22 protein-coding genes are annotated in these 22,846 nt (G+C 65.0%); 11 read left to right on the top strand and 11 right to left on the bottom strand.

The window, feature by feature from the left end:
• Positions 1-3: 3 nt before the first annotated feature.
• The 3 genes from ACFSQT_RS20105 to ACFSQT_RS20095 form a co-directional block, all read right to left on the bottom strand.
• Positions 4-1,125 (bottom strand): class II histone deacetylase, encoded by a 1,122-nt coding sequence (locus ACFSQT_RS20105; protein ID WP_379021355.1) that lies wholly within the window; start codon positions 1,123-1,125, stop codon positions 4-6.
• An 83-nt stretch (positions 1,126-1,208) separates the two neighbouring features.
• Positions 1,209-3,923, bottom strand: coding sequence for a winged helix-turn-helix domain-containing protein (locus ACFSQT_RS20100; RefSeq protein ID WP_379021353.1), 2,715 nt, complete (start codon positions 3,921-3,923; stop codon positions 1,209-1,211).
• Positions 3,924-4,604, bottom strand: coding sequence for a GNAT family N-acetyltransferase (locus ACFSQT_RS20095; protein ID WP_379021351.1), 681 nt, complete (start codon positions 4,602-4,604; stop codon positions 3,924-3,926).
• Between the two features lie 166 nt (positions 4,605-4,770).
• On the opposite strand from ACFSQT_RS20095, the gene ACFSQT_RS20090 reads away from it, so the two are divergent.
• From ACFSQT_RS20090 to ACFSQT_RS20075, 4 genes are read left to right on the top strand one after another with little or no spacing between them, the layout of a single operon-like run.
• The gene (locus ACFSQT_RS20090) at positions 4,771-6,072 is read left to right on the top strand and encodes an ArgE/DapE family deacylase (protein ID WP_379021349.1); all 1,302 of its coding nucleotides are present in this window, start codon (positions 4,771-4,773) and stop codon (positions 6,070-6,072) included.
• Positions 6,069-7,127, top strand: a complete 1,059-nt coding sequence (locus tag ACFSQT_RS20085) for a phosphotransferase (RefSeq protein WP_379021347.1) — start codon at positions 6,069-6,071, stop codon at positions 7,125-7,127. The genes ACFSQT_RS20090 and ACFSQT_RS20085 overlap by 4 nt, the downstream gene beginning before the upstream one ends.
• Positions 7,128-8,444 (top strand): aspartate aminotransferase family protein, encoded by a 1,317-nt coding sequence (locus ACFSQT_RS20080; protein ID WP_379021345.1) that lies wholly within the window; start codon positions 7,128-7,130, stop codon positions 8,442-8,444.
• A gap of 16 nt (positions 8,445-8,460) precedes the next feature.
• On the top strand, positions 8,461-9,117 hold the full coding sequence (locus ACFSQT_RS20075; RefSeq protein ID WP_379021343.1) for a GntR family transcriptional regulator: 657 nt from the start codon (positions 8,461-8,463) through the stop codon (positions 9,115-9,117).
• Positions 9,118-9,125: 8 nt separating this feature from the next.
• On the opposite strand, the gene ACFSQT_RS20070 is transcribed toward ACFSQT_RS20075, so the two are convergent.
• Genes ACFSQT_RS20070 through ACFSQT_RS20050 form a run of 5 tightly spaced genes read right to left on the bottom strand, consistent with a single transcriptional unit; the run spans position 9,126 to position 13,876 of the window.
• Positions 9,126-10,430, bottom strand: coding sequence for an NAD(P)/FAD-dependent oxidoreductase (locus ACFSQT_RS20070; RefSeq protein ID WP_379021341.1), 1,305 nt, complete (start codon positions 10,428-10,430; stop codon positions 9,126-9,128).
• Complete coding sequence (locus ACFSQT_RS20065; RefSeq protein ID WP_379021923.1) at positions 10,427-11,410, bottom strand: branched-chain amino acid ABC transporter permease; 984 nt, start codon at positions 11,408-11,410, stop codon at positions 10,427-10,429. Before ACFSQT_RS20065 ends, ACFSQT_RS20070 begins: the two co-directional genes overlap by 4 nt.
• The gene (locus tag ACFSQT_RS20060) at positions 11,407-12,315 is read right to left on the bottom strand and encodes a branched-chain amino acid ABC transporter permease (RefSeq protein ID WP_379021339.1); all 909 of its coding nucleotides are present in this window, start codon (positions 12,313-12,315) and stop codon (positions 11,407-11,409) included. The genes ACFSQT_RS20065 and ACFSQT_RS20060 overlap by 4 nt, the downstream gene beginning before the upstream one ends.
• Complete coding sequence (locus ACFSQT_RS20055) at positions 12,312-13,079, bottom strand: branched-chain amino acid ABC transporter ATP-binding protein (protein ID WP_379021337.1); 768 nt, start codon at positions 13,077-13,079, stop codon at positions 12,312-12,314. The genes ACFSQT_RS20060 and ACFSQT_RS20055 overlap by 4 nt, the downstream gene beginning before the upstream one ends.
• On the bottom strand, positions 13,076-13,876 hold the full coding sequence (locus ACFSQT_RS20050) for an ABC transporter ATP-binding protein (RefSeq protein WP_379021335.1): 801 nt from the start codon (positions 13,874-13,876) through the stop codon (positions 13,076-13,078). Before ACFSQT_RS20050 ends, ACFSQT_RS20055 begins: the two co-directional genes overlap by 4 nt.
• A gap of 126 nt (positions 13,877-14,002) precedes the next feature.
• Between ACFSQT_RS20050 and ACFSQT_RS20045 the strand changes: the two genes are divergently transcribed.
• The 7 genes from ACFSQT_RS20045 to ACFSQT_RS20015 all read left to right on the top strand — a co-directional run bounded on the left by ACFSQT_RS20045 (position 14,003) and on the right by ACFSQT_RS20015 (position 19,975).
• A complete protein-coding gene (locus ACFSQT_RS20045) occupies positions 14,003-14,737 on the top strand; it encodes a GntR family transcriptional regulator (protein ID WP_379021333.1) in 735 nt (244 codons plus the stop codon).
• A complete protein-coding gene (locus tag ACFSQT_RS20040) occupies positions 14,734-15,216 on the top strand; it encodes a DUF3830 family protein (RefSeq protein WP_379021331.1) in 483 nt (160 codons plus the stop codon). The genes ACFSQT_RS20045 and ACFSQT_RS20040 overlap by 4 nt, the downstream gene beginning before the upstream one ends.
• Positions 15,217-15,570: a TIGR04076 family protein gene (locus ACFSQT_RS20035; protein WP_379021329.1), complete on the top strand. Its 354-nt coding sequence runs from the start codon at positions 15,217-15,219 to the stop codon at positions 15,568-15,570.
• A complete protein-coding gene (locus ACFSQT_RS20030) occupies positions 15,567-16,622 on the top strand; it encodes an aldo/keto reductase (protein ID WP_379021327.1) in 1,056 nt (351 codons plus the stop codon). Before ACFSQT_RS20035 ends, ACFSQT_RS20030 begins: the two co-directional genes overlap by 4 nt.
• Positions 16,619-17,047 carry a DUF4440 domain-containing protein gene (locus tag ACFSQT_RS20025; protein WP_379021325.1) on the top strand — a complete coding sequence of 143 codons (429 nt, stop codon included), beginning with the start codon at positions 16,619-16,621 and terminating at the stop codon, positions 17,045-17,047. Before ACFSQT_RS20030 ends, ACFSQT_RS20025 begins: the two co-directional genes overlap by 4 nt.
• 108 nt (positions 17,048-17,155) lie before the next feature.
• A complete protein-coding gene (locus ACFSQT_RS20020) occupies positions 17,156-18,415 on the top strand; it encodes an ABC transporter substrate-binding protein (protein ID WP_379021323.1) in 1,260 nt (419 codons plus the stop codon).
• Between the two features lie 162 nt (positions 18,416-18,577).
• Positions 18,578-19,975, top strand: a complete 1,398-nt coding sequence (locus ACFSQT_RS20015) for an FAD-binding oxidoreductase (RefSeq protein WP_379021321.1) — start codon at positions 18,578-18,580, stop codon at positions 19,973-19,975.
• 61 nt (positions 19,976-20,036) lie between these two features.
• Here ACFSQT_RS20015 and ACFSQT_RS20010 read toward each other — a convergent pair whose 3' ends face one another.
• From ACFSQT_RS20010 to ACFSQT_RS20000, 3 genes are read right to left on the bottom strand one after another with little or no spacing between them, the layout of a single operon-like run.
• Positions 20,037-20,837: an ABC transporter permease gene (locus tag ACFSQT_RS20010; RefSeq protein ID WP_379021319.1), complete on the bottom strand. Its 801-nt coding sequence runs from the start codon at positions 20,835-20,837 to the stop codon at positions 20,037-20,039.
• A complete protein-coding gene (locus ACFSQT_RS20005; protein WP_379021317.1) occupies positions 20,834-21,706 on the bottom strand; it encodes an ABC transporter permease in 873 nt (290 codons plus the stop codon). The genes ACFSQT_RS20010 and ACFSQT_RS20005 overlap by 4 nt, the downstream gene beginning before the upstream one ends.
• Entirely contained in the window at positions 21,703-22,806 is a 1,104-nt protein-coding gene (locus tag ACFSQT_RS20000) for an ABC transporter ATP-binding protein (RefSeq protein WP_379021315.1), read from the bottom strand. The genes ACFSQT_RS20005 and ACFSQT_RS20000 overlap by 4 nt, the downstream gene beginning before the upstream one ends.
• Positions 22,807-22,846: the final 40 nt, after the last annotated feature.

The raw sequence follows: 22,846 nt of genomic DNA, 5'->3' as shown, positions 1-22,846 counted from the left end.
GCGTCAGGCCGCACTGGCGAGGCTTTGGCGCAGGCCGGCGAGTAGGCCTTCGGCGGCATCGATCACATCGGCCTGATGCGGCTGCAATTCCTGTCCGGCCCATTCGTCGATATGGTCTGAGAGCGGGTCGACCACTTCGGTGCGATGATTGGCCAGCGTCTCGATGACGGCATGGCCGCAGAACGGCACATAGCCCTCGGAATAGCCGCCCTCATGGCTCATGATCAGGCGTCCGTTCGATGTCTCGGCGGCCAGCGCCACCATGCGTGCGGCAAGACGCCGGAAGCATTCGCTGTTCAGCATCATGCGGCCGAGCGGATCGAAACCCGATGCGTCGAAGCCAGAAGCGACGATGACGAGGTCCGGCTTGAAGGCGCGCAGCGCGGGAGCGATGACACGGTCGAAGGTGGATTCGTAGGCGCCGGTGCCGCTGCCCGCTGGCAGCGGGATGTTGATGTTGTAGCCTTCGCCGGCGTCCTTGCCGTTGTCGGCCAGGGCACCGCGCCCGGTCGGATAGAGATTGTCCTGGTGCACGGACATGGTCAGCACCGACGGGTCGGAATAAAACACCGTCTCGGTGCCGTTGCCGTGATGCACGTCCCAGTCGACCACCGCCGCGCGGCCAAGCAGGCCTTCATGCTGCAGCCGGCGCACGGACACGCCGATGTTGGAGAACAGGCAATTGCCCAACGCCTGGTCGGGCTCGGCATGGTGCCCCGGCGGCCGCGCCAGCGCGTAGGCGTTGTCGACCCGGCCGGTCAGCACGGCGCGCATGGCGGCATAGGTGGTGCCGGCGGAAAGCAGCGCGATGTCGAAACTGTTGAGGCCGATCGGCGCCTGCGGCCCGGCAAAACCGGAACCGCGTTCGCTGAGCATTCGGATATCGTCGACGTGGCGTTGCGTGTGCACGCGCAACAGGTCCTCGACCGAGACCGGCTCGGGAATGATCGGCACGAGGTGGCGCGACAGGCCGCTGACCTGGATGAGATTGTTCAGCCGACGCTTCGAGCAGGGGGATTCCAGATGCCGGCCGGGTTCCACAAAACGGCCGGGAGGCATCATGTCGGCGCTGGAGCCGGTGTCATGCCACATCAGCTGTTCGTGAAAAACGTAACCCGTCGCCATCCGCAGCGTCCTCTGAAAACCAGGTGACGCTAGCAGGCTTGCGGTGGCATGGCCCGACCCGAAAGAGGGGTTGTGCCTGTTATCTATGCCCCTCCTTTCGAAGGGGTATGGACGCCTGCAGCGGCCTGCGCGGCACGCACGGCCTGGACCCGGTTGGTCACCGCCAGCTTGCCGAAAATGTTTTTCAGATGCCATTTCACCGTGGTTTCGCTGACCGACAGGGCAATCGCGATATCGCGGTTCGACATGCCTTCGGTGAGATAGCGCAGCAGCTCGGACTCGCGCTGGGTGAGTTGTTCCTTCTCGACGGCCGGCGCGGCCAGGGTGCGCGTCGCCGCAGGCGTCGTCTGCGCGACATCGATGATGCGGGTGGCATAGGCCGACAGTGCCGGATCGGTTTTCGCCTGAGCCGCGCGCAGCCGTATCAACCCTTCGACAACAGGCCTTCCCTCGTCGACGAAGGAGCGGACAAAGCCAGAGGGGTGAGCGAGGCGCAGCGCTTCGAGCAGATAGCGATCGGCCTCGCGCGGATCATGGGCGGCGCTTTTGGCGCGCAGGATCAGCGCCAGGATATGGCGGCGCATGCGCCCGCTGTCTCTCGTGCGCTCCAACAGCGCGTCGAAGACCCGCGCTGCATCGGCATAGGATTTCTCCGCCGTCAGCAGGCGGCCCTCGGCGAAGAATGCGAATTCGTTGGCCACAGTGGCAGCGGCCTCGGCGCGTCCGCGGCGATGCTCGCTAAGCAGCGCGCGCGCCTCGGCGCCACGGTTCTGGTCGAGCAGCAGCCTGACGCGGTCATGCACCAGCACCGAGGCGAGGCGGTGATAGACGGAGCCGCGCACGCGTTGATAGACGCGCTCCAGCATATCGAGTGCGGCCTCCGTGCGGCCGGTCAGCTGCAGCACGCGGGCATAGGTCGGCACACTGGCCAGCGGATAGACGATGACCGCGGCGCCCTCGATCAGCGGCCCCAGATTCTCGACCAGCGTCAGCGCCTCGCCCGACGCATTGGTCTCATAGGCAAGTTCGGCAAGCAGCGTGCCGGCCAGCGCCTCGGCATAGGAATTCGGGCCGATCCGCGCCCTGGCCTCGGCGATTGCGTCGCGCAACAGCCGTTCGGCCGCGGGCAAGCGGCCGGCCGAGCGCTCGATGACGGCCATGTAGCAATTGGCGATGGTGACGCCGAGCAGGCTGCCGCTTCGCTCATGCGCCTTGCGCGCCGCGTCCACCGCCGCGCGCGCACCGTCGAGATCGCCCAGCGCATAGAGATTGTAGCCGATGACGTTGGCGGTAGCGCCCTCCATGAACCAGGCATCGGGCGCGATGACGCGCAGGGCCACCAATGCGGTGTCGCGCGCCTGCTCGAACTGCTCCAGCGTGCTGTGGACGGCGGCGGCGAGCACCACCAGTTCGGCCTCGATCGTGGTGCCGGTCAGCGTGCCGGGATCCTTGCCGTCGGTCGGCCCGGTCTCGACCAGCTCGCGCGCATTGCCCAGCGTCTGTTGGGCAATCTCGGGCTGGCTGCTGTGCACCGCCAGCCACAGCACGATAAGTTGCAGCCGGATGCGCTGGTCGATCAGCTTTTTGGGCAGCAGCGCCAGCAGCTGGCGCACATAAAGAAGCTGGCACTGGGCGATGAGGTCGAGCGCGTTGTTCTCGACGAACACCGCCGCACGGGCCTGGTCGCCGGCGGCAAGCGCATGGCCGATCGCCTCGGTCAGCATCTTGCGCTCGCCAAACCATTCGGCGGCCGCCAGATGCAGCGGCGCGATCATCTCCGGTTCGCGCCGTTCCATCTCGCGGCTGAGGAAGTCGCGGAACAGATGATGATAGCGAAACCAGCGCCGCTCCTCATCGAGCGGCACCAGGAACAGGTTGCGCGTCTCGATTTCGGTAATCGTCGCCTCGGCATCCGCAGCCCGCATCACCGCCCGGCAGGCCTCGGCGCTGAAGCGTTCGAAGATCGAACTGTAGAGCAGGAATTTTGCGATTGCCGGCGGCAATTCCAGGAAAACTTCCCCCATCAGGAAGTCGGCGACGTTGCGGTTGGCGCCGGTGAAATTGCCGATGACGGTTTCGGGCGCATGCGCGGCACTGAGCGACAGCGAGGCGAGCTGCAGGCCGGCGGCCCATCCTTCGGTCCGCGAACACAGGGTCTCCACCGTGCCGCTGCTGACGCTCAAGCCGAGCTTCTCGTTGAAGAAGGCCTCGGCTTCGGAGGAAGCGAAGCGCAGATCGTCGGGACCGATTTCGAAGACGTCGCCCAGCACCCTGAGCTTGCCGAGCTGCAGGTCGGGAAGGCTGCGCGAGCCGATGACGAAGGCGACGTTTGCCGATGCCTGCCGCGTCAGGCGTTCCGTGAACCGCTTCACCGCCGGCGCTTCGATGGCGTGGTAGTCGTCGAAGAACAAGGTGATGTCGGCTTCGCGCGCCGCCAACCCCGCCACCAGCGCGGCGAGCACGACATCGAGCTGCGGAATCGGGCTCGACTGGAAGGCGAGGTCGAGTTCCGCCGGGTTCTGGACGAGATGGCGCAGCGCCCGTACCAGATGCGACAGGAAGGCGCCTTCGTCGTTGTCGGTCGCCTCGCAGGACAGCCATGCGGTCAGCCGGCCGAGGCGTGCAACTTCCGTGGCCCATTGCGCCATCGTCGTCGACTTGCCGAAGCCGGCGGGCGCGGCGAACAGCACGATGCGGGTATCGATATGGCGCTTCAGCGTCGACAGGATGGTCTCGCGGCGGACCCAGCGGCGGTGATGCGGCGATATGTGCGCGGTGGGTTGCGGAGCTGTTCTCATCTAGGCTCGTGCAACCTGTCGGGTTATCGGACCGCAAGGGTACCACTCGGCTTCGATCAGCGGAATCTGCGGCGCGGCATTGCGCGGCAAGGTTCCCTTTATCCGGGGATCGTCGATGATTTCAAACCCGGTCGCGAAAGGCACGAACCCGCAGGCGCTGTAGAAGCCGATCACGCTGTGATGGTCGAAGCTGCTGGTGTGCAGCCAGACGCGGCTCGGGTTGAGGCGCCATGCCAGCTCGAGCGCCCCAGCCATCAGACGCTTGCCGAACCCTTGGCCGGTCAAGGACGGGAACAGGCCGAAATAGGTGATCTCGATCTCGTTGCTGTCGGCGACGAAGAATTCGACCATGCCCAGATGCATGCCGCTTTCATCGTGGCCGTAGTAGAGATGCTGGCGTGGGTCGGCGAAATGCGTTGCGATCTCGGCGTCGGACATTTCGGATACGCGGTCCCACAGCCAGGGCGCGCCGATCTCGAGGAAGATCGCTCGATAGGACGCGCAGTCCGGCATCGTGATCCGGGTCATGGCCAGGGGTTTTGCGAGGTCGGGTTGCGGAGCGCGCGCTTCCATCCACGTCACCGCATTGGCGAGCTTGCCCGCCGGCAGACGCCGGTAGCCAATGGCGAGATCGGTGATTTCGGCCGGAATCGTGTCTTCGGTGATCAACGCATTCCTCATCGTGTCTGTCCGATAGCAGTATCGGCTTGCGGCCGCTGATGCCAACACCGCGAATGAGCTGACAAGGGCGGTTGCGCCTGGATCGGATTTTTGGCGCCGCGCCTCTTGCATTTCATGAGAATGGCATATGAGATATGATACACCATTCGAATGAAAGTGAAATATGATGCCTGAACGGATTGCGGACGAGGCCATTCTCAGCGCGGTTGACGACGGCTTCGCGCGACAGGTCGCGTTCCTGGCCGATCTCGTGCGCTTTCCCTCGCAGCGCGGCGAGGAACACTCCGCACAATCGTTCATGGCGGCTGCCTATAAGAACGATGGCTATTCGGTCGACATGTGGCGCGTCGATGTCGATGCCATTCGCGACCTGCCGGGTTTTTCACCCGTGGCGGTCTCCTATGACGACGCCTTCAATGTCGTTGCCACTCATACGCCGAGAAACGCGACCGGCCGCTCGCTGATCCTCAACGGCCATATCGATGTCGTGCCGACCGGGCCGCTCGACCGCTGGGCGCGTGATCCCTACGATCCGGCGATCGAGGACGGCTGGATGCATGGCCGCGGCGCCGGTGACATGAAGGCCGGCCTGTCCGCCTGTCGCTATGCGCTGACCGCATTGCGCAGCCTCGGCTATCAGCCGGCGGCGAACGTGTTCCTGCAGTCGGTGGTCGAGGAAGAGTGCACCGGCAATGGCGCGCTCGCCTGCCTGCAGCGTGGCTACCGCGCCGACGCCGCCTTCATCCCCGAACCGTTGGAGCCGAGGCTGATGCGGGCGCAGGTCGGGCCGATCTGGTTCCGGGTCGAGGTCGACGGCGATCCGCAACATGCATCCGGCGCTTTCTCCGCCGGTGCCAACGCCATCGAAAAGGCATTCGTCCTCATCCAGGCGCTGAAGCAACTCGAAATCGTCTGGAACGCCCGCAAGGTCGATGACCCGCATTTTTGCGATCATCCGCACCCGATCCGCTTCAATCTCGGCAAGATCGAAGGCGGCGAATGGACGTCAAGCGTTCCGGCGCGCTGTGTTTTCGAGATGCGGGTCGCGACCTATCCCGGCCAGAAGCTCAAGGATGCCAGAGCAGAGCTTGAGGCCTGCATCGCCGATGCGGCCCGCGCCGATCCATTCCTGGCCAACCGCCCGCCCAAGATAAGCTACAACGGCTTCATGGCCGAGGGCTACGTGCTGGAGGGTGCCGACGAGATGGAAGCCGTGCTGCGCCGCAGCCATGTCGCCGTCTGGGGCGAGCCGCTGACCGAACACGTCACCTCTGCAACGACCGATGCGCGCTTCTTCGGCCTTTATGCCGACACGCCGGCGATCGTCTACGGCCCGATCTGCCGCATGCCGCACGGCTATGACGAGGCTGTCGATCTGGGCTCGGTGCGCAAGGTCACCCAGACCATCGCGCTGTTCATCGCCGACTGGTGCGGCCTCGAACCCGTCGATCCCGCGGCCAGGCCATGAATGCGGCTGTGCCCGATGCGTTCGGCGACACGCTTGCCGAGGATGCGCCTGACGTTTCGACAGCCGACGCGCTTGCCGTCCTGCGCCGGCATTACGGGCTCACCGGCACCGCGCGTCCGTTGCCTGGCGAACGCGACCACAACTTCCACATCCAGGTGGACGGTCAGGGCGAGTTCGTCCTGAAAATCTCCCATCCGGCGGAAGAGGCCGGCTTCACCGACTTCCAGAACAAGGCACTCGATCACATCCTCGCGGTCGACCCGACCTTGCCGGTTCCCGCGGTCCGCAAAAGCCTGCAAGGTGAAGCGCAATTCGCGGTGAGCGTCGCCGCATCACCGCCGCGCATCATCCGGCTGGTTACCTATCTGCCCGGCCAATTGCTTTCGCGCTCGCCGGCATCGGCGGCGCAGGATCGCAATCTCGGCATCTTTCTCGCCCGCCTTGGCCGCGCGCTGCGCGGCTTCTTCCATCCGGCCGCCAGCAGCGACCTGCTCTGGGATATCCGCAAGGTCGCCAAGACGCGCCCGATGCTGACGCACATCGCCGATCCCGGCCGGCGGGCGATGGTCGAGCGTGCGATCGACGCCTTCGAGGCGCATGCGGCGCCGGTCATTCCGAAATTGCGCGCCCAGATCGTCCACAACGACATGAACTCTTACAATGTGGTGATGGATGCATCGCGGCCGGAAGTGGTCAGCGGCATTCTCGATTTCGGCGACATGATCCACTCGCCGCTGATCTGCGATCTCGCCATCGGTGCCGTCTACCGCTGGCCGGCGGAAGGTCATCCGCTGGCGCCGGCCGCGCGCTTCGTCGCCGGTTACCAGTCGGTACAGCCGCTCGAGGCCGAAGAGATCGGCATTCTTTTCGATCTGATCCGCGCGCGCCTTGCTCTCATCGCCAACATCGCCAGCTGGCAGGCCGAGCGCTTTCCGGCCAAGCGCGACTATGTCCTGCGCCTCGCCGCCGAAGTCTGGGCCTCGCTCGAACGGCTGGACGGTCTGTCGTCCGCTGATGCCCGCCGTTACTTCCTCGACCATTCAAATCCGGAGTAGATGCTCGTGTCCCAGTCCCCGCATGCAAATGCCCTTGCCGATGCCGATGCCGGCACTTCGCCCCAAGCCCTGCTCGAGCGCCGCGCCAGGCTGCTTGGGCCGACCTATCGCGCCTTCTACCGCAACCCGATCCACCTGGTGCGCGGCAGCGGCGTTTGGCTCTACGATGCCCAGGGCCGCAAATTCCTCGACGCCTACAACAATGTCGCTTCGGTCGGCCACTGCCACCCGCGCGTCGTCGAGGCACTTTCGGGGCAGGCCGCGACGCTGAACACCCATACGCGCTATCTCAGCGACATCATTCTCGACTACGCGGAAAAGCTGCTCGGCACCTGTCCGGCCCATCTCGGCCATGCCATGTTCACCTGCACCGGCAGCGAAGCCAACGACCTTGCCATTCGTATCGCCCAGTATTCCAGCGGTGGCACCGGTGTGATCATCACCGACTTTGCCTATCATGGCGCGACGATCGCGACCGCACAATTGTCGCCGGCCGCGGTCGGGGAGAAAGCGGTGCCCGCGCAGCACCGCATTGTCGCAGCGCCGGACACGTTCCGCGACCATGGCCGGGCCGCGCGTGATTTCGCCAAAAATGTCGCCGCCGCCATCGACGACATGCATGCGCGGAATGTCCGGCCAGCGGCGCTGCTTCTCGACTCGGCCTTTTCCAGCGACGGCATTTTCTTCCCCGACGCGGCGGTGATGCGCGAGGCGGCGGATCACGTCAGGAAGGCGGGCGGCATCGTCATTTCCGATGAGGTCCAGTCCGGCTTCGGGCGACTTGGCCAGGGCATGTGGGGTTTCGCCAACTACGGCATCGAACCTGATATCGTCACATTGGGCAAGCCGATCGGCGATGGGCATCCGATGGGCGCGGTGCTCGTGCGGCCGCGGCTTGTCGCTTCCTTCGGCTCGAACACCGGTTATTTCAACACCTTCGGCGGCAATCCGGTCGCGGCCGCCGTCGGCATTGCCGTTCTCGAGGTGATCGAAAGCGAGGGGCTGATCGAGAATGCGCGCACGGTCGGCGCCTACACGGCTGAACTGCTGCGCACGCTGAAGGGGCGGCACGGCATGGTCGCCGATGTCAGGCACAACGGCTTTTATTTCGGCGTCGAGTTGACGGCGCAGGGCGACGAAGCCTTGGCCGCCACCAAGACGTCGGCGGTTGTCGAAGCCATGCGCGAAGACGGCGTGCTGATCTCGTCCTGCGGTCCACGCGGCAATGTTCTCAAGATCAGGCCGCCTCTGCCGTTTGCCAGGGACAATGCCGAGCAACTGGCCGAGACCCTCGATCGCGCACTTTCGAACTGGTGACCGGAGCGGGCCGCGCATGCTGAAGCTTGAACATCAAACCCTGAATGACCGCGCCTATGGCGCGCTCAAGCAGGAATTGATTTCGGGCGGCTTCAGCCCGGGCCAGACGCTGGTCATCCGCAAGCTCGCCGAGACGTTCGGCATATCGACGACGCCGATCCGCGAGGCGCTGCAGAGGCTCGTCGCCGAGCGGCTGCTCGAGATGCAGAACAATCGCTCGGTCATCGTGCCCTTGCTGTCCGCACCGGCCTTCGAGGAACTGACGCGCATCCGCATTGCCGTCGAGGGCCTGGCGGGCGAGATGGCCGCGTCGCGGATGACCGAAAGCGGGCTGATTGACATCCAGACGACGCTCGCCGGCATGCAGCATGCCATCGAGGCCGGCGACGCCAGGGCCTATCTTGCGCTGAACGAGGCCTTCCACTTCGCCATCTACCAGCATGCGGGCGCGCCGATCCTGCTCAACATGATCCGCGACCTCTGGGGCCGGGTCGGGCCCTATCTCAAGCTGCTGATGCAGGCTGACCGCTACGTTCCGCAGTCGAACGATGCGCATCGCCAGATCGTCGCCGCGCTGGAGCAGCGCAGCGGTCCCGCCGTCCGGACTTTCATCGAACAAGACATCGCCATGGCGGCCGCTGTTTTGTCGGCAAACCTTGACGCGGCCAGGTGACGGTCCGCCTATCTCGTCTCGTCCATCCGGTCGCGCAGCATGCTCCAGCCGAGCAGCATGTTGGGTGCGTGCCGCAACAAGGCATGGAACGGGATCGGAGCCGGCGGCGCAAAGGGCAGCGGCAAATCACGGGCATCGGTTCCAGCCGCCCAGTCGGCCAGCACCTTGCCCATCGCCGTCGTCATCGCAATGCCGCGCCCGTTGCAGGCGCGGCCGGCGATGAGCCCCGGCCCTAGGTCCAGGAGGTGCGGCAGGAAATCCGGCTCGACCGCTGCCATTCCCGACCAGCTATAGGCAAGCGGCGGCAGGTCCGGCAGATCAAGATGCCGGCCAAGCCGTCGCCAGATCGTCCGCGGTACGCGCGTGTCGGCGCCGGCGCCGAGAATATGCATGCCGCCGCTGATCAGCCGGTTTTCGGCGTCGAAGCGGAAGGTGAGGAGATTGCGCCTGGTGTCGCCGACGCCTTGCCCGCCGGGCAAGAGACGGGTGCGGATTTCGCGAGGCAGCGGTGCCGTGGCAATCTGGAAAACCTTCAGCGGAAAATAGGTTCGCTGCAGCAACGGATTGAGCGACCCGCCATAGGCGTTGGTGGCGATCAGCACCTTGCCGGCGCGTACCGATCCCGATGGCGTTTTCAACGCCCAGCAGTCGGTCATGCGGTCAAGCGAGGTGACGCGCGTGTGCTCGAAGATGCGGGCGCCTGTCTTTTCCGCCGCATCGGCCAAACCCTGCGCATAGGCGACCGGATTGAGCACGCCGCCCGATCGGTCCATCCAGCCGCCGACATAGCCGCGCACGCCGGTCAGCGCTTCGATGTTCTCCCGGTCCAGGGCAACGGCCGGCCGGCCGCGCCGTGCCCATTGGCCGGCGCGGGATTTGACCTTCTCGAACGCTGCGGGCGAATGTGCCGGCTGGATCCATCCGTTCTGCACCGCGTCGCAGTCGATGCCATATCGCTTGATCAGGCCGAAGACGAGGTCCGCACTGCCGGCGGCGAAATCGACCAGCCTTTCGCCACGCTCGGGGCCGAGATGCGCAACGATGCTGTCCGGGTCCATCTTGGCGAAGTTCGGCACGACGAAGCCGGCATTCCTGCCGGTCGCGCCCCAGGCGATGAACTCGGCTTCGAGAACGGCGACTGAGAGGCCTCTCCCGTCGGCGTGCAGCGCGGTCGAGAGGCCGGAAAAGCCACCGCCGACTATGGCGAGGTCGACATCAAGCCCGCCTTGCAGCGCCGGCCGGTCGCGACGATTGCGGCTGACGGCATGCCAGAGCGAAGCGTCATGCGCTTCCTGCCGGACCACGGCATTCATGACCCGGAACTGCTCTTGCCCGCGACCATCTTCGCCCGCTTGCCGAGCCGTGGCCACCGCGGCCTGTCCCCGAACAGGCCGTTCGGCCGGATCAGCAGGATGACGCAGAGCATGACGCCGATCGCGGCGATCTGCAGCGCGGCGGCGCGGGCCTGTTGTTCTGGCGGGAAAAGCACGCTGGTCAATGTTCCAGACCCGGCCCATATCGCCCAGACCAGGATGCTGCCGATGACGGCGCCAAGATTGCTGCCCGAGCCGCCGACGATCAGCATCACCCAGACCTGGAAGGTCAGGATGGGCAGGTAATTGTCCGGCGCGATGAAGCCGGTGAAATGCGCCTGCAGCGCGCCGGCCAGCGCCATGATGGCGCCACCGACGGCAAAGGCCTGGACGCGATAGAAGCGCGCGCTCTTGCCCAACGAGATCGCCGCCCGTTCGTCCTCCCGCAGCGCCTTCAAGACGCGGCCCCACGGGCTGCGCGACAGGTGCTCCAAGGCGAGAAAGGCGACCAGCGTCACCGCGCAGACGACGGCAAGGTTGGACAGGTTGAACAGCAGCGGCGTCTCGGCGAGGCTGCCGAACGGGCGCGGAATGAAGCCGATGCCGAATGGCCCACCGGTCAGTTTCTGCGCGTTGAGCGCGACCAGCTGCACCACGACGGCGACGCCGAACGTGGTGATCGCCAGATAGTCGGATCTGAGCCGTAACGTCGCCACGCCGGTGAGTGCAGCGGCGATGCCGCCGACGATCATGGCACCACACCAGCCGACGAGGATCGGCAGGCCGAAGCCACCGAGCCGCGCGGCATCATCCGGTGTCGTCAGCAGCGCCGAGGTGTAGGCGCCGATGGCGACGAAGCCGGAGAGGCCGACATTGAACAGGCCGGTCAGCCCCCATTGCAGATTGAGCCCCAGCGTGACGAGCGAAAAGATCAGTGCGGTGGTCAGGAAGAAGGCGCCGTAGCCGAGCAAATCCATCAGCGTTCCCTCACACCAAACAGGCCGATCGGCCGCACGAACAGCACTGCCATCAGGATGATGAAGGAGACGGCGGCGCGCCATTCGGCGCCGATCAACTGCACTGCGCCGGCTTCGGCGAGCCCGATGATCAGGCCACCGAGCACCGCACCCGGTATGCTGCCGATGCCGCCGAGAATGGCGGCGGCGAACATCGGCAGCAGCATGTCGAAGCCCATGAACGGTCGGATCTGCACCAGAATGCCGATCATCACGCCGGCCACGCAGGCCAGCGCGCCGCCGATGACCCAGGTGACGCGCACCACGCTGGCGACGTCGATGCCGACGATGCGGGCCAGTGCCGCGTTCTGGCTCAAGGCCTGCATCGAGCGGCCGGTCTGTGTGCGCGTCATCAAAAGATGCACGCCGAGCACCAGCACGGCGGTCAGCAGCAAAAGCGCGATCTGGTCGGGCGTGATGCGGATGCCGAAGCCGACCGGCATGGCGATCTGGATCGCCCGGCTGAAATAGGTCGGCCGCGAGGTGAAGGTGAACTCGAGCAGGCTTCTCAGCGCCATCGAGGCGCCAAAGCTTGCCATCACCACGATGATGGCCTGGCCCTGCGAGCGCAGCCGCGCGAACAGCACCTTGTCGAGCAGCAGTGCCAGCAAGGCGGTGAAGGCCATGCCGACGACCAGTGCAACGATCAGCGGCCAGCCGAAGGACAGCGGAGCGATCGGCGCCACCTTGCCGACTGTCGCTCCGATGGCGCTGACGACGGCCAGCGTCGCATAGGTACCCCAGGCCATGAAGTCGCCATGGGCGAAGTTCGAGAAGCGCAGGATCGAATAGGTCAGCGTCACGCCGATGGCGCCGAGGCCGATCATCGAACCGGTCAGCAACCCGTCGACGACGAATTGCAGGCTCATGCCGCGCCTCCCTTGCCAGCATGCGGTGTTTTTTCCCCCTTGAGGGGGCGCTGGCCGAGATAGAGTTCGGCGACGACCGGGTCGTTCCACAGTTCGGAGGCGACACCTTCGTGCCGGTCCTTGCCTTCGACCAGCACATAGGCGCGGTCGCCGATGGCGAGCGCCGCCTTGGCGTTCTGTTCGACCAAAAGGATGGTGACGCCGGACTTGCGGATGCCGGCCAGCATCTCGAACACCATCGACACGAATTTCGGCGACAGGCCGGCCGACGGCTCGTCGAGCACCAGCACCTTGGGATGGACGATCAGCGCCCGCGCGACGGCGAGCATTTGCCGCTGCCCGCCCGACAGGTTGCCGGCGGCGGTGCGGCGCTGGCGGACGAGGTCGGGGAAGGCGGCATACATTTCCTCGATGCGGGCAGGGATTTCGCGCCGCTCGAGGATGCCGCAAGCGACCTTGAGATTGTCCTCGACCGACATCAGCGGGAAGATGTTCTCGGTCTGCGGCACGAAGGCCAGTCCAAGCCGCACCATGGTGTGCGCGGGCGCGGCGGTGATGTCCTTGCCGTCCAGAGACACCGTGCCGCCGGTGATCGGGACGAGGCCGGCGATCGCCTTGATGAAGCTCGACTTGCCGGCACCGTTGGGGCCGAGCACGACGACGATCTCGCCCTTGCTGACGGTGATCGAGGCGCCACGCACGATCGGCACACCGGGCTCGTAGCCAGCTTCGAGATTACGGACTTCGAGGACTGTCTCGCTCATGCGGTGCCTCCGAGATAGGCCTCGATGACGCGCGGGTCGCGAGCGACCTGTTCCGCAGTGCCTTCGCTGAGCAACTGGCCGCTCGCCATGACGAGGACGCGATGGCAGAGCCGCGTCACCATGTCGATGTTGTGTTCGATCAAAAGGAAGGTGATGCCGCGCGCGTTGATATCGCGGATGCGGTCGATGATGACTTCAAGCAGCGTTGCGTTGACACCGGCCGCCGGCTCGTCGAGCAGGATGATCGCCGTATCGGCCATCATGACGCGGGCGAGTTCGAGCAGCTTGCGCTGGCCGCCTGAAAGCACGCGCGCCGGCTCATGCGCGAGGTGGGTGAGGGTGACCAACTCCAGCAGTTCGAGCGCCTTGGTCCTAGCGGCTCTTTCCTGCGCCGCCACCCGCCACGGCGTCACGAAGTTGGCGAGCAGCTTTTCTCCGGCCTGACCCTGCGCCGCCAGCATGATGTTTTCGATCAGCGTCAGGTTGGGCAGCGGGCGCGGGATCTGGAAGGTGCGGCCAAGCCCGCGACCAATGCGCAGATGCGCGGCTTCGCCCGAAACGCGCGTGCCGTTGAGCAGGATATCGCCGCTGGTCGGCAGGATGCTGCCGGCAAGCAGATCGAACATCGTCGTCTTGCCGGCGCCGTTCGGCCCGATCAGGCCGAGGATTTCTCCCGCCCGGACCTCGAACGAGACATCGTTGACCGCGACAAGGCCGCCGAACCGCCTGACGACGTTCCTTGCCGTCAGAACCGGCGCACGGGTCTCTTGCCCCTGCTGTTCCGCTGCCTCGCTCATCAAACCCTCTGGCCGAAGACGATCGTTGCCGTCTCCTGATTTTTGATTTGTGATCACACTTGCTTTGATCACGCTATTCGGCTTTAATTTCGTCTGCAAGCCGAAAACCGCCAAGAACGGAAATCCATGCAAAAGGCTGCCATCGAAAAGAACAATGAGGCGATCGCGGCGCAGCTTGCGCCGGTCGGCCGAGAGACCGTGCAGGATCGCGTCTATTCGGAATTGCGCCGCGCCCTGATCGGCGGCCTGTTCGAGCCAAGCCAGGTGCTGACCATCCGTGGGCTCGCCGATGCATTGGTCACTTCGACCATGCCGGTGCGCGAGGCGCTCGGCCGGCTGATCACGGAAAAAGCGCTGGAGGCGCTGCCCAATCGTTCTGTGCGGGTGCCGCCAATCACCCTGGAACGTCTCGACGATCTCTTGCGGGCCCGCATCCTGATCGAGGGCGAGGCCATCGCGTTGGCCGCCGCCCGCATGGGGCCGCGCCAGATCGCCACCATCGAGACCATCCTCGGCGAATGGGACGAGATGCGAGCGTTGAAACACAAGAAGGATGTCGATCGCGAAGTGACACTCAACCAGAGCTTTCATTTCGAGATCTACCGCTCTTGCGGCTCGGCCGTGCTGATCCCGATGATCGAGAGCCTGTGGCTGCAATCAGGCCCCTGCATTCGTGTCGCCATCTACGCCTTCTCAGAAGCCGGCGAGGTCGACACCGCCCAGTATCACCGCCGCATCGTCACGGCCCTGGCCAGGCAGGATGCGCAGGCCGCGCGCGAGTCGCTGGTTGCCGACATCAGCCGGCCCTTCACGTTCCTGCGCAGCAAGCTGCAATCCACCGCCGCGAAAGACCAGACATGACCGCCATCAGGATCACCGAGCCACGCTCGCAGCTCTCCGTGACGGCGCTGCTGCTGCCGCAGAAGGCGCCGGAAAACGCCGCCTTCCTCTCGGCATATCTTGGCATGCCACGCGTCGTGCCGGGTATCCACGCGATGTGGACAGGGCCGGAAATCTCCTGCCCGGTTCCCGCTGCCGATCTCGAGGGCCAGCCCTATGCGAGGCCTCTGCCGGCGGAGAACGCAACGCTGACGCCGCAGCCCGGCGACATCGTGCTGTCCTATGTGCCGCCGCGCATGTGGGGCGGCAATCCCAATCCGATCTTCGACATCGGTCTCTATTACGGGCAGGGCGCGCGGCTGCTGTTTCCGATCGGCTGGCTCGCCGGCAGCGTGGTGGCACAGGTGCTTGCCGAAGAGCGAGATCGGTTCGCCGCCGCCTGCGGCGTCATCCGCCGCAACGGCGCCTGCGATGTCACCTTCAGCCTGGTGGAGGCCTGAATGGCCGACGACAGTTTCGAACTCTTCGATCTTCGCGTCGAGGCGGTCATCCCGGAGGGCAAGCCGGTCTATTGCGGCGCCAGGGCCGGCGACTATTTCGAGTTGAAGGGCGAGATGCTGTCGATGCCGGCTGGCCAGGGCTTTTCGATCTATTCGATAGCGGCGGTGTTGCCGCTGCTGGCAGCCAAGCAACGCCCGACCCACCCGAATGACTGGATGACCTCGGACGCCGAGATTGCCTGTCCCGATCCCAATTGCGCCAGCCGGCTGAGGATCGTCAGGATGGCCAAGCGGCGGTTCAGCCATGCCGAAACGACGGCCGTGCCGCTGCCGAAGGAGAGAGACAACAAATGACCGGCAAGACCTTCGAACTCGGGCCCGGCTACACGATCTCGCGCGTCATTCGCGGCGGCTGGCAGCTGGCCGGAGGGCACGGCGCCATCGATCGCCAGCAGGCGGTGACCGACCTGATCGCCACCTTCGATGCCGGTATCTGGACCTATGATTGCGCCGACATCTACACCGGCGTCGAGGAGCTGGTCGGTGCGGCGCGCCTGCGACTGGCCAGTGAGCGCGGCCTCGATGCTGCCGCCAGGATGAAGGTGCACACCAAGCTGGTGCCCGACCTCGAAAGGCTTGCCGGCATCAGCCGCGACTACATCAGAGGCATCGTCGACCAGTCGCTGCGGCGGCTGAAGACCGAGCGGCTCGATCTCGTGCAGTTCCACTGGTGGGACTATGAGCAGCCGCGCTACGTCGAGGCAATGGGCTGGCTCAACGAGCTTCGTCTGGAAGGCAAGGTGCGCAATCTCGGCACCACCAATTTCGACACGCCGCGGTTGGCCGAAATCCTCGCCGCCGGCATCCCGCTGGTCAGCCAGCAACTGCAATATTCGGTGCTCGACCAGCGGCCGGGCAACGGCCTTGCCGCACTCGCCGCGAAGAACGGCGTCAGCTTCCTTTGCTACGGCTCCGTCGCCGGCGGCTTCCTCAGCGACAGATGGCTTGATGTGGCCGAGCCCGCCACGCCGCTCGAAAACCGCTCGCTGGTCAAATACAAGCTGATCATCGATGACTTTGGTGGCTGGGACCTGTTCCAGCAACTGCTTCAGGTGCTGAAAGCCGTCGGCGACCGCCACGGCGTCGACGTCGCCACCGTCGCCAGCGCCTGGGTGCTGGAGCAGCCGCAAGTGGCGGCTGTCATCGTCGGCGCACGCAACCAGGCGCACGCCCTTGCCAACGCCGGCATCATGGACGTTGCGCTCGATGCCGAGGACCGGGCGCGGATTGCCGCCGTCATCGCGCAAGGCACCGGCCTCGAGGGTGACGTCTACACGCTGGAGCGCGACCGCCACGGCCGCCACGGTTCGATCATGCACTACAACCTCAACGCGGGAAAAAAATGAGCGGCGAACCCTCCCTGTTTTCACGCGCCAGCGCGGAAGTCGTCGACCTGCACCGCTTCTTCGTCGACTGGTTCGTCGCCGAGCGCGCCAACGCTGTGGACTTCACCCGCTTCGAGCGCGTCATGGGCGATGGTTTCGTCATGGTCGCGCCGAGCGGCCAGATCCTCGATCGCACCGCGGTCGTCGATCATGTCCGCACCAGCCGCGCCAGCTGTGACGACGGCTTCGCCATTTCGATCGAGGACATCCGGCCCGGCTGGCAAAACGCGGATACGATCGTCGTCTTCTACGTCGAGGCACAACTGCGCGGCGGCAAGCACAGCCGCCGCCAATCGAGTGCCGTCTTCACCACCAGTTCATCGGCGCCCAACGGTGTCGAATGGCGACATCTGCATGAAACCTGGCTGCAGGTGCCGGAACGCTGAACAGGCCAGAGCATCGGACCAAAAAGTTGCGAAGCGGTTTTTGGGCGGATCCGATGCTTGAACAAGACAGGATGCAATTCAGTTCGTGTAGCTCAAAGGGGAACAACAATGAGAAAGACGATACTCCAACTCACCACCGCTCTCGCTCTCGTGACGATGGCTGGCGCGGCGCAAGCCGCCGATTGCAAGATCACCGTCGGCCTCGTCATGGAACTGACCGGCCCGGCGGGCGAATACGGCCAGGCTGGCGCCAAATCGGTCGAGATGGCCTTCCGCGACATCAACGCCGCCGGTGGCGTGCGCGGCTGCGACCTGGCGACCGACACGCGTGACAGCCAGAGCCAGGGCAATATCGCGGTCGATGCCGCCACCCAGCTCGTGCAGGTCAAGAAGGTGCCGGTCATCATCGGCGGCATCATCTCGTCGGTGTCGATCCCGATCCTGACTTCGGTCACGGCACCGGCCAAGATCGTCCAGGTGTCGCCGGCGTCGTCCTCGCCGACGCTGACGGCGCTCGGCCGCGACGGCAAGACCAACGGCATCTTCTTCCGCACCATCACCTCGGATGCGCTGCAAGGCGTCGCCGCCGCCAAATATGCCATCGACAAGGGCTTCAAGAAGCTGTCGATCATCCACGTCAACAACGATTTCGGCGTCAACATGGTGGCCGAATTCTCGCGTGCCTACAAAGCGCTCGGCGGCACCATCATCTCCGACACGCCCTACAACGAAAAGCAGTCGAGCTATGCCTCGGAAGTCACTGCGGCGATGGCCGGCGAGCCGGACGGGCTCTATCTCGTCAGCACCCCGGTCGACGGCGCAACGGTCGCCCGCACCTGGATATCGCAGGGCGGCGTGCAGAAATTCCTGCTCAACGACGGCATGAACAGCCCGGACTTCATCGAATCCGTCGGCGCCGACTATCTGAAGGAGGCCTATGGCACGTCGTCCGGCACCAGCCCGACGGCCTCGACGGAATATTTCACCAAGAACTACAAGGAATTTTCCGGCATCGAGCCGTCCAATCCGGCGGCCGACCGTTCCTATGATGCCGGCGCCATCGTTGGGCTGGCCATCGCCATTGCCGGCTCCGAGGATCCGGCCAAGATCAAGGATGCGATGTTCAAGGCGGTCGATCCGGCCGGTACGCCGATCTTTGCCGGCAAGGAAGAGTTCGCCAAGGCGCTCGGCCTGATCAAGGACGGCAAGCCGATCCGCTACGAAGGCGTCATCGGCCCGGTCGCCTTCGACAAATATGGCGACATCACCGGCCCGTTCCGGCTGTGGAAGATCGTCGACGGCAAGGTGACGACCGACGGTGAAATGACCACCGACGACGTCAACATGCTGCAGGCGAAGCTTCAGTGAGATGCCCTATCGTCCGGCGTCGATCTGATCGCATCGCGATCGACGCCGGACGGTTGGCCTGTCCCGCACTGTCCACGGACGCGGACGGTATCGCTTTGTAGGGGACAAGGGTTTGACCGGCACGCGATCATGAATAGATTGGCCCGTGAACAGGATTGGCCAATGTCGCCGGAAACCCAACAGCTTCTATCCGCGCTCGGCGACCGGCTGGGCGCGGGCGGCGTGCTTGCCGGCTCCGACGTGGACCAGCGCTATCGCGACGATCCCGATGGCAAGCTCGGTGCGCTTCCCGAAGCGGTGCTGCGCCCGCGCGACACCGCGGGTGTCGCGGCGGCACTCGCCGCATGCAACCGCCTCGGCCAGCCAATTGTCGTGCAGGGCGGACGCACCGGGCTGACGGGCGCCGCGCGTGTGCAGCCGGGCGAGGTCGTGCTGTCGCTGGAGCGCATGACCGGGGTCGATGCACCGGAGGCTGCCAGCATCGTCGCTCAAGCGGGCGCGACGCTGCAGGCGGTGCAGGAGGCAGCCGATGGTGCCGGCCTGATGTTCGGCGTCGATATCGGCGCCCGCGGTTCTGCCACGGTCGGCGGCAATGTCGCCACCAATGCCGGCGGCATCCGTGTGCTGCGCTATGGCATGTACCGGGCGCAGGTGCTGGGGCTGGAAGCCGTGCTTGCCGATGGCAGCGTGCTGACATCGCTGAAAGGTTTGCCCAAGGACAATTCCGGCTTCGACCTCAGCCAGCTCTTCATCGGCTCGGAAGGGACGCTCGGCGTCGTCACACGTGCCGCGCTCAGGCTGCATCCGAAGCCGGCGTCCGAGGTCAACGCCTTCTGCGCGCTCCCTTCGCTCGATGCTGCGATCACTTTGCTTGGACTGCTGCGGCAAAAGCTCGGCCCGTTATTGTCCGCCTATGAGGTCAACTTCGCACCGCTCTATGACGCCATGGTCGCCAGCATGGACATGCCGGCGCCGTTGCCTGCGGGCTCGCCCGTCTATGTGCTGGCCGAGATCCAGGGCAACGAGCCCGAACGCGACGGCGAGCGCTTCGCCGAAGTGCTGATGCAAGCTGTCGAAGACGGCGTCATCGAGGACGTGGTCGTCTCGCAGTCGCCGCGCGAAGTCCGGGCGCTGTGGGCCGTGCGCGAGGACGCCAATCGCGTCCTGTTTTCGATCAAGGGGCTGATCGGCGTCGACATCAGCATCCCGCTGGCGCGGATGGGAGCTTTCCTGCAAGAAGCGGACGCCGCCATCCACGCCATGGACGCTGGCGCCGACATCTATGTCTTCGGTCATCTCGGTGACGGCAATCTGCACTACCAGGTCCGCACGGTCGATCCTGCTGCTGCATACGACATCATCTATCGCGGCGTGGCGGCGGCTGGAGGCGGCGTCTCGGCCGAACATGGCATCGGCCTCGACAAGAAGAAGTGGCTGCATCTGGTCCGCAGTGACGCCGAGATCGCCACGATGCGTCGGCTGAAGGCAGCGCTTGACCCCGGAAACATCCTCAATCCGGGGCGGGTCTTCGACCTCGGCCCGCCTGCCCTCGCAAAATGACAGCGGCCAGCCTGCAATCAACGCGACAATGCGACATCCGTCGGCCGTAGCTGCCGCGCACTCAGGTCCGTTCCGTCGCGACTTGCCTGGGAATAAGAAAACGGGCGGCGAGCACGCAGAGCAGTACGGTGAACATCAGGATCAGCGCCACCAGCGCATTGATGTCGGGTGAAAAGCCAAGCCGCATCATCGCCCACAGCCTGACCGGCAGCGTGCTCTGGGTGCCGGTGACCAGGATGGTGATCATGGTCTCGTCGAACGACAGCGCGAAAGCCAGGATGGCGCCGCCGACCATGGCGCTCGACAGGTTCGGCAGGATGATGCGCCAGAACGTTTGCCAGCCCGTGGCGCCGAGATCGTAGGACGCTTCGACCAGCGTGCGGCTCATCGACTGCAGCCGCGTCAGCACCGTGCGATAGACGATCGCCAGCACGAAAACCGTGTGCCCGATGACCACCGTCAGCAGCGAGCGTTCAAGGCCGATCTCGCGGAAGAAGATCAGCAGCGCCAGACCGCTGATGATCGGCGGCATCAGGAACGGCAGGAAGATGATAAACTGCAGCAGTGTGCGCCCGGAACGGCGGCTGTGGTAGTAGAGCGCCAGCAGCGTTCCGCTGACCACCGACAGGATGACGGTGCAGGCGCCGACGATCAGCGTGGTGCGCAAGGCGACCAGAATGTCGTGGTTTCCCGCCAGCGCGACATAGGTCGCAAGCGTCGGCGACGACCAGTCGACATTGCCATGCGCAATGGTGAAGAACGACGACACGATCGGCACGGCCAGCGGGCTGTAGAGCAGCACCGCGACCAATGTCGTGATCGCAGCCAGAACGACGGTGGATAGCCGGGGCAGGGCGGTCATATCGCTGTCCCCCGGTTGCGGCCGAAGCGCTCGCCGACAAGAATTGCCGCGATCACCACGACGGCCAGCGCCACTGATAGCGCCGCACCGAACGGCCAGTTGTAGGCCGTGCCGAACTGGCTGTAGAGGATGCGGCCGAAGGTGAAGCCGCTGATCCCGCCGACCATTTGCGGCGTCAGGAAATCGCCGATCGCCAGCACGAACACGAAGCTCGCCGCAGAGGCGACGCCGGGCAGGCTGAGCGGCAAGGTGATGCGCAGGAACGTCTGCAGGCCGCTTGCGCCCAGATCGTCGGAGGCGCGCAGCAGCACCTGTGGAATCCGCTCCAGCGACAGGAAGATCGGCAGGATGGCGAACGGGATCAGCAGCAGCGTCAGCGTCAGCAGGATGGCGTTCATGTTGAACACGAAAAGCGTCGACGGCTCCTGCAAGATACCGAGCCCGACCAGCGCCTTGTTGAGAAAGCCGTTGAGGCCGAGGATGCTGCGGATCGCATAGATCTTGATGACGTAGCTCATCAGCAGCGGCACCAGCAGCAGCATCAGCAAGGCATAGCGCCAGCGCCCCTTCAGTGTCGTCAGGAAATAGGCGGCGGGATAGGCGAGCAGAATGCAGATTGCCGCCACCGAGAGACACAGCACGATGGTGTTCCAGAACACCGGAAGAAAGATCGGGTCGGTGAAGAAGCGGACATAATTGCCCAGTGACAGCGTATGGACAATCATGCCCTGGTCGACGCTGAAGAAGCTATAGCCGAGGAAGATCGCCAGCGGCACGAGGACGAAGACCACCGGCAAGGCGAAAGCCAGCACCGTCACCAGCAGCGACCATCGCCGTTCCGCGAGCGGTATCGTGCCGGTTCCGCTCATGCCAGCACCAGGTGGCCTTCATGCGGCGCAAACGCAAGGGAGATCGTCTCGCCGGATTTCAGCGTGCTGCCGTCGACCCGGCTCGGCATGCGCAGCCGCAAGCGTTGCGCAGCATGGTCGGCGCCGGCTGTCATGGTGGCAATGGTCGACGAGCCGGCGAAGGCCATGTCGGCGATCGTGCCGGAAAAGCGGTTGTCTGTGTCCTTTGCATCGGCAAGGTGCAAGGCCTCGGGACGGAAGGCAGCGAAGGCACTGGCGCCATCCGCCGCTGTCTTCAAATGCGGCTGGTCACTGATCGAACAAACCAGGCGTCCGAGTGCCGTCTCGATCGCTCGCAATTCGCCCTGGACGGATCCAAGCTTTCCGGCCACCAGATTGTTCTCGCCGAAGAAGCGCGCCACGAACTCGCAATTTGGTTTGTAGTAAAGCTCGTGCGGGGTGCCAAGCTGGCGGATATGGCCGGCCTGCATCACGCAGATCCGATCGGCCATGCCGATCGCTTCTTCCTGGTCGTGGGTGACGAACAGGAAGGTGGTTTTGATTTCGCGCTGGATGGATTTCAGGAACTCCTGCATTTGCCGGCGCAGCTCGAGGTCGAGCGCCGCCAGCGGCTCGTCGAGCAGGATCAGGCGCGGCTGGCAGATCAGTGCGCGGGCCAAGGCGACGCGCTGGCGCTGGCCACCGGAGAGCTGGGCCGGAAAGCGGTCGGTGAAACGCCCGAGCTGGACCAGCTCCAGCGCTTCCGCAACGCGGCGCGCGATCTCTTTGCGCGGCACGCGGCGAACCGAAAGCCCGTAGCCGACATTGCCGGAAACGGTCAGATGCGGGAACAGCGCATAGTCCTGGAACACGGTGTTGAATGGCCGCCGGTTGATCGGCATACGGCTGATGTCCTGGTCGTCGAGCCGGATCTCGCCGGACGTCAGTGGCTCTAGCCCGCCAATCAGCCGCAGCACCGTGGTCTTGCCGGAGCCCGACGGCCCAAGAACGGTCAGGAACTCACCGTCCTTGATCGACAGGTCGACGTCGTGCAGCACCGGGACGGTGCCGTAGGATTTCGAGACGGACCGCAGCGTCAGCAGGTCGGTGTTCTGGTTCATAAAATACTCTCGCATACGCTTCGGCGGTCCGGAACGTCCG

Origin of the sequence: Mesorhizobium calcicola (assembly GCF_042682105.1) — a bacterium.
In the GTDB taxonomy this organism is placed as follows: Bacteria; Pseudomonadota; Alphaproteobacteria; order Rhizobiales; family Rhizobiaceae; genus Mesorhizobium; species Mesorhizobium calcicola.
This window is presented reverse-complemented; position numbering and strand designations above follow the sequence as displayed.

Coding starts and splice junctions, on each gene's coding strand:
- ACFSQT_RS20100 (WP_379021353.1), bottom strand. CDS start 3,923: ATGAGAACAGCTCCGCAACCCACCGCGCACATATCGCCGCATCACCGC.
- ACFSQT_RS20025 (WP_379021325.1), top strand. CDS start 16,619: ATGAGCGGCGAACCCTCCCTGTTTTCACGCGCCAGCGCGGAAGTCGTC.
- ACFSQT_RS20040 (WP_379021331.1), top strand. CDS start 14,734: ATGACCGCCATCAGGATCACCGAGCCACGCTCGCAGCTCTCCGTGACG.
- ACFSQT_RS20010 (WP_379021319.1), bottom strand. CDS start 20,837: ATGACCGCCCTGCCCCGGCTATCCACCGTCGTTCTGGCTGCGATCACG.
- ACFSQT_RS20060 (WP_379021339.1), bottom strand. CDS start 12,315: ATGAGCCTGCAATTCGTCGTCGACGGGTTGCTGACCGGTTCGATGATC.
- ACFSQT_RS20045 (WP_379021333.1), top strand. CDS start 14,003: ATGCAAAAGGCTGCCATCGAAAAGAACAATGAGGCGATCGCGGCGCAG.
- ACFSQT_RS20090 (WP_379021349.1), top strand. CDS start 4,771: ATGCCTGAACGGATTGCGGACGAGGCCATTCTCAGCGCGGTTGACGAC.
- ACFSQT_RS20055 (WP_379021337.1), bottom strand. CDS start 13,079: ATGAGCGAGACAGTCCTCGAAGTCCGTAATCTCGAAGCTGGCTACGAG.
- ACFSQT_RS20105 (WP_379021355.1), bottom strand. CDS start 1,125: ATGGCGACGGGTTACGTTTTTCACGAACAGCTGATGTGGCATGACACC.
- ACFSQT_RS20085 (WP_379021347.1), top strand. CDS start 6,069: ATGAATGCGGCTGTGCCCGATGCGTTCGGCGACACGCTTGCCGAGGAT.
- ACFSQT_RS20050 (WP_379021335.1), bottom strand. CDS start 13,876: ATGAGCGAGGCAGCGGAACAGCAGGGGCAAGAGACCCGTGCGCCGGTT.
- ACFSQT_RS20070 (WP_379021341.1), bottom strand. CDS start 10,430: ATGAATGCCGTGGTCCGGCAGGAAGCGCATGACGCTTCGCTCTGGCAT.
- ACFSQT_RS20000 (WP_379021315.1), bottom strand. CDS start 22,806: ATGAACCAGAACACCGACCTGCTGACGCTGCGGTCCGTCTCGAAATCC.
- ACFSQT_RS20080 (WP_379021345.1), top strand. CDS start 7,128: ATGCTCGTGTCCCAGTCCCCGCATGCAAATGCCCTTGCCGATGCCGAT.
- ACFSQT_RS20020 (WP_379021323.1), top strand. CDS start 17,156: ATGAGAAAGACGATACTCCAACTCACCACCGCTCTCGCTCTCGTGACG.
- ACFSQT_RS20005 (WP_379021317.1), bottom strand. CDS start 21,706: ATGAGCGGAACCGGCACGATACCGCTCGCGGAACGGCGATGGTCGCTG.
- ACFSQT_RS20030 (WP_379021327.1), top strand. CDS start 15,567: ATGACCGGCAAGACCTTCGAACTCGGGCCCGGCTACACGATCTCGCGC.
- ACFSQT_RS20035 (WP_379021329.1), top strand. CDS start 15,217: ATGGCCGACGACAGTTTCGAACTCTTCGATCTTCGCGTCGAGGCGGTC.
- ACFSQT_RS20095 (WP_379021351.1), bottom strand. CDS start 4,604: ATGAGGAATGCGTTGATCACCGAAGACACGATTCCGGCCGAAATCACC.
- ACFSQT_RS20015 (WP_379021321.1), top strand. CDS start 18,578: ATGTCGCCGGAAACCCAACAGCTTCTATCCGCGCTCGGCGACCGGCTG.
- ACFSQT_RS20075 (WP_379021343.1), top strand. CDS start 8,461: ATGCTGAAGCTTGAACATCAAACCCTGAATGACCGCGCCTATGGCGCG.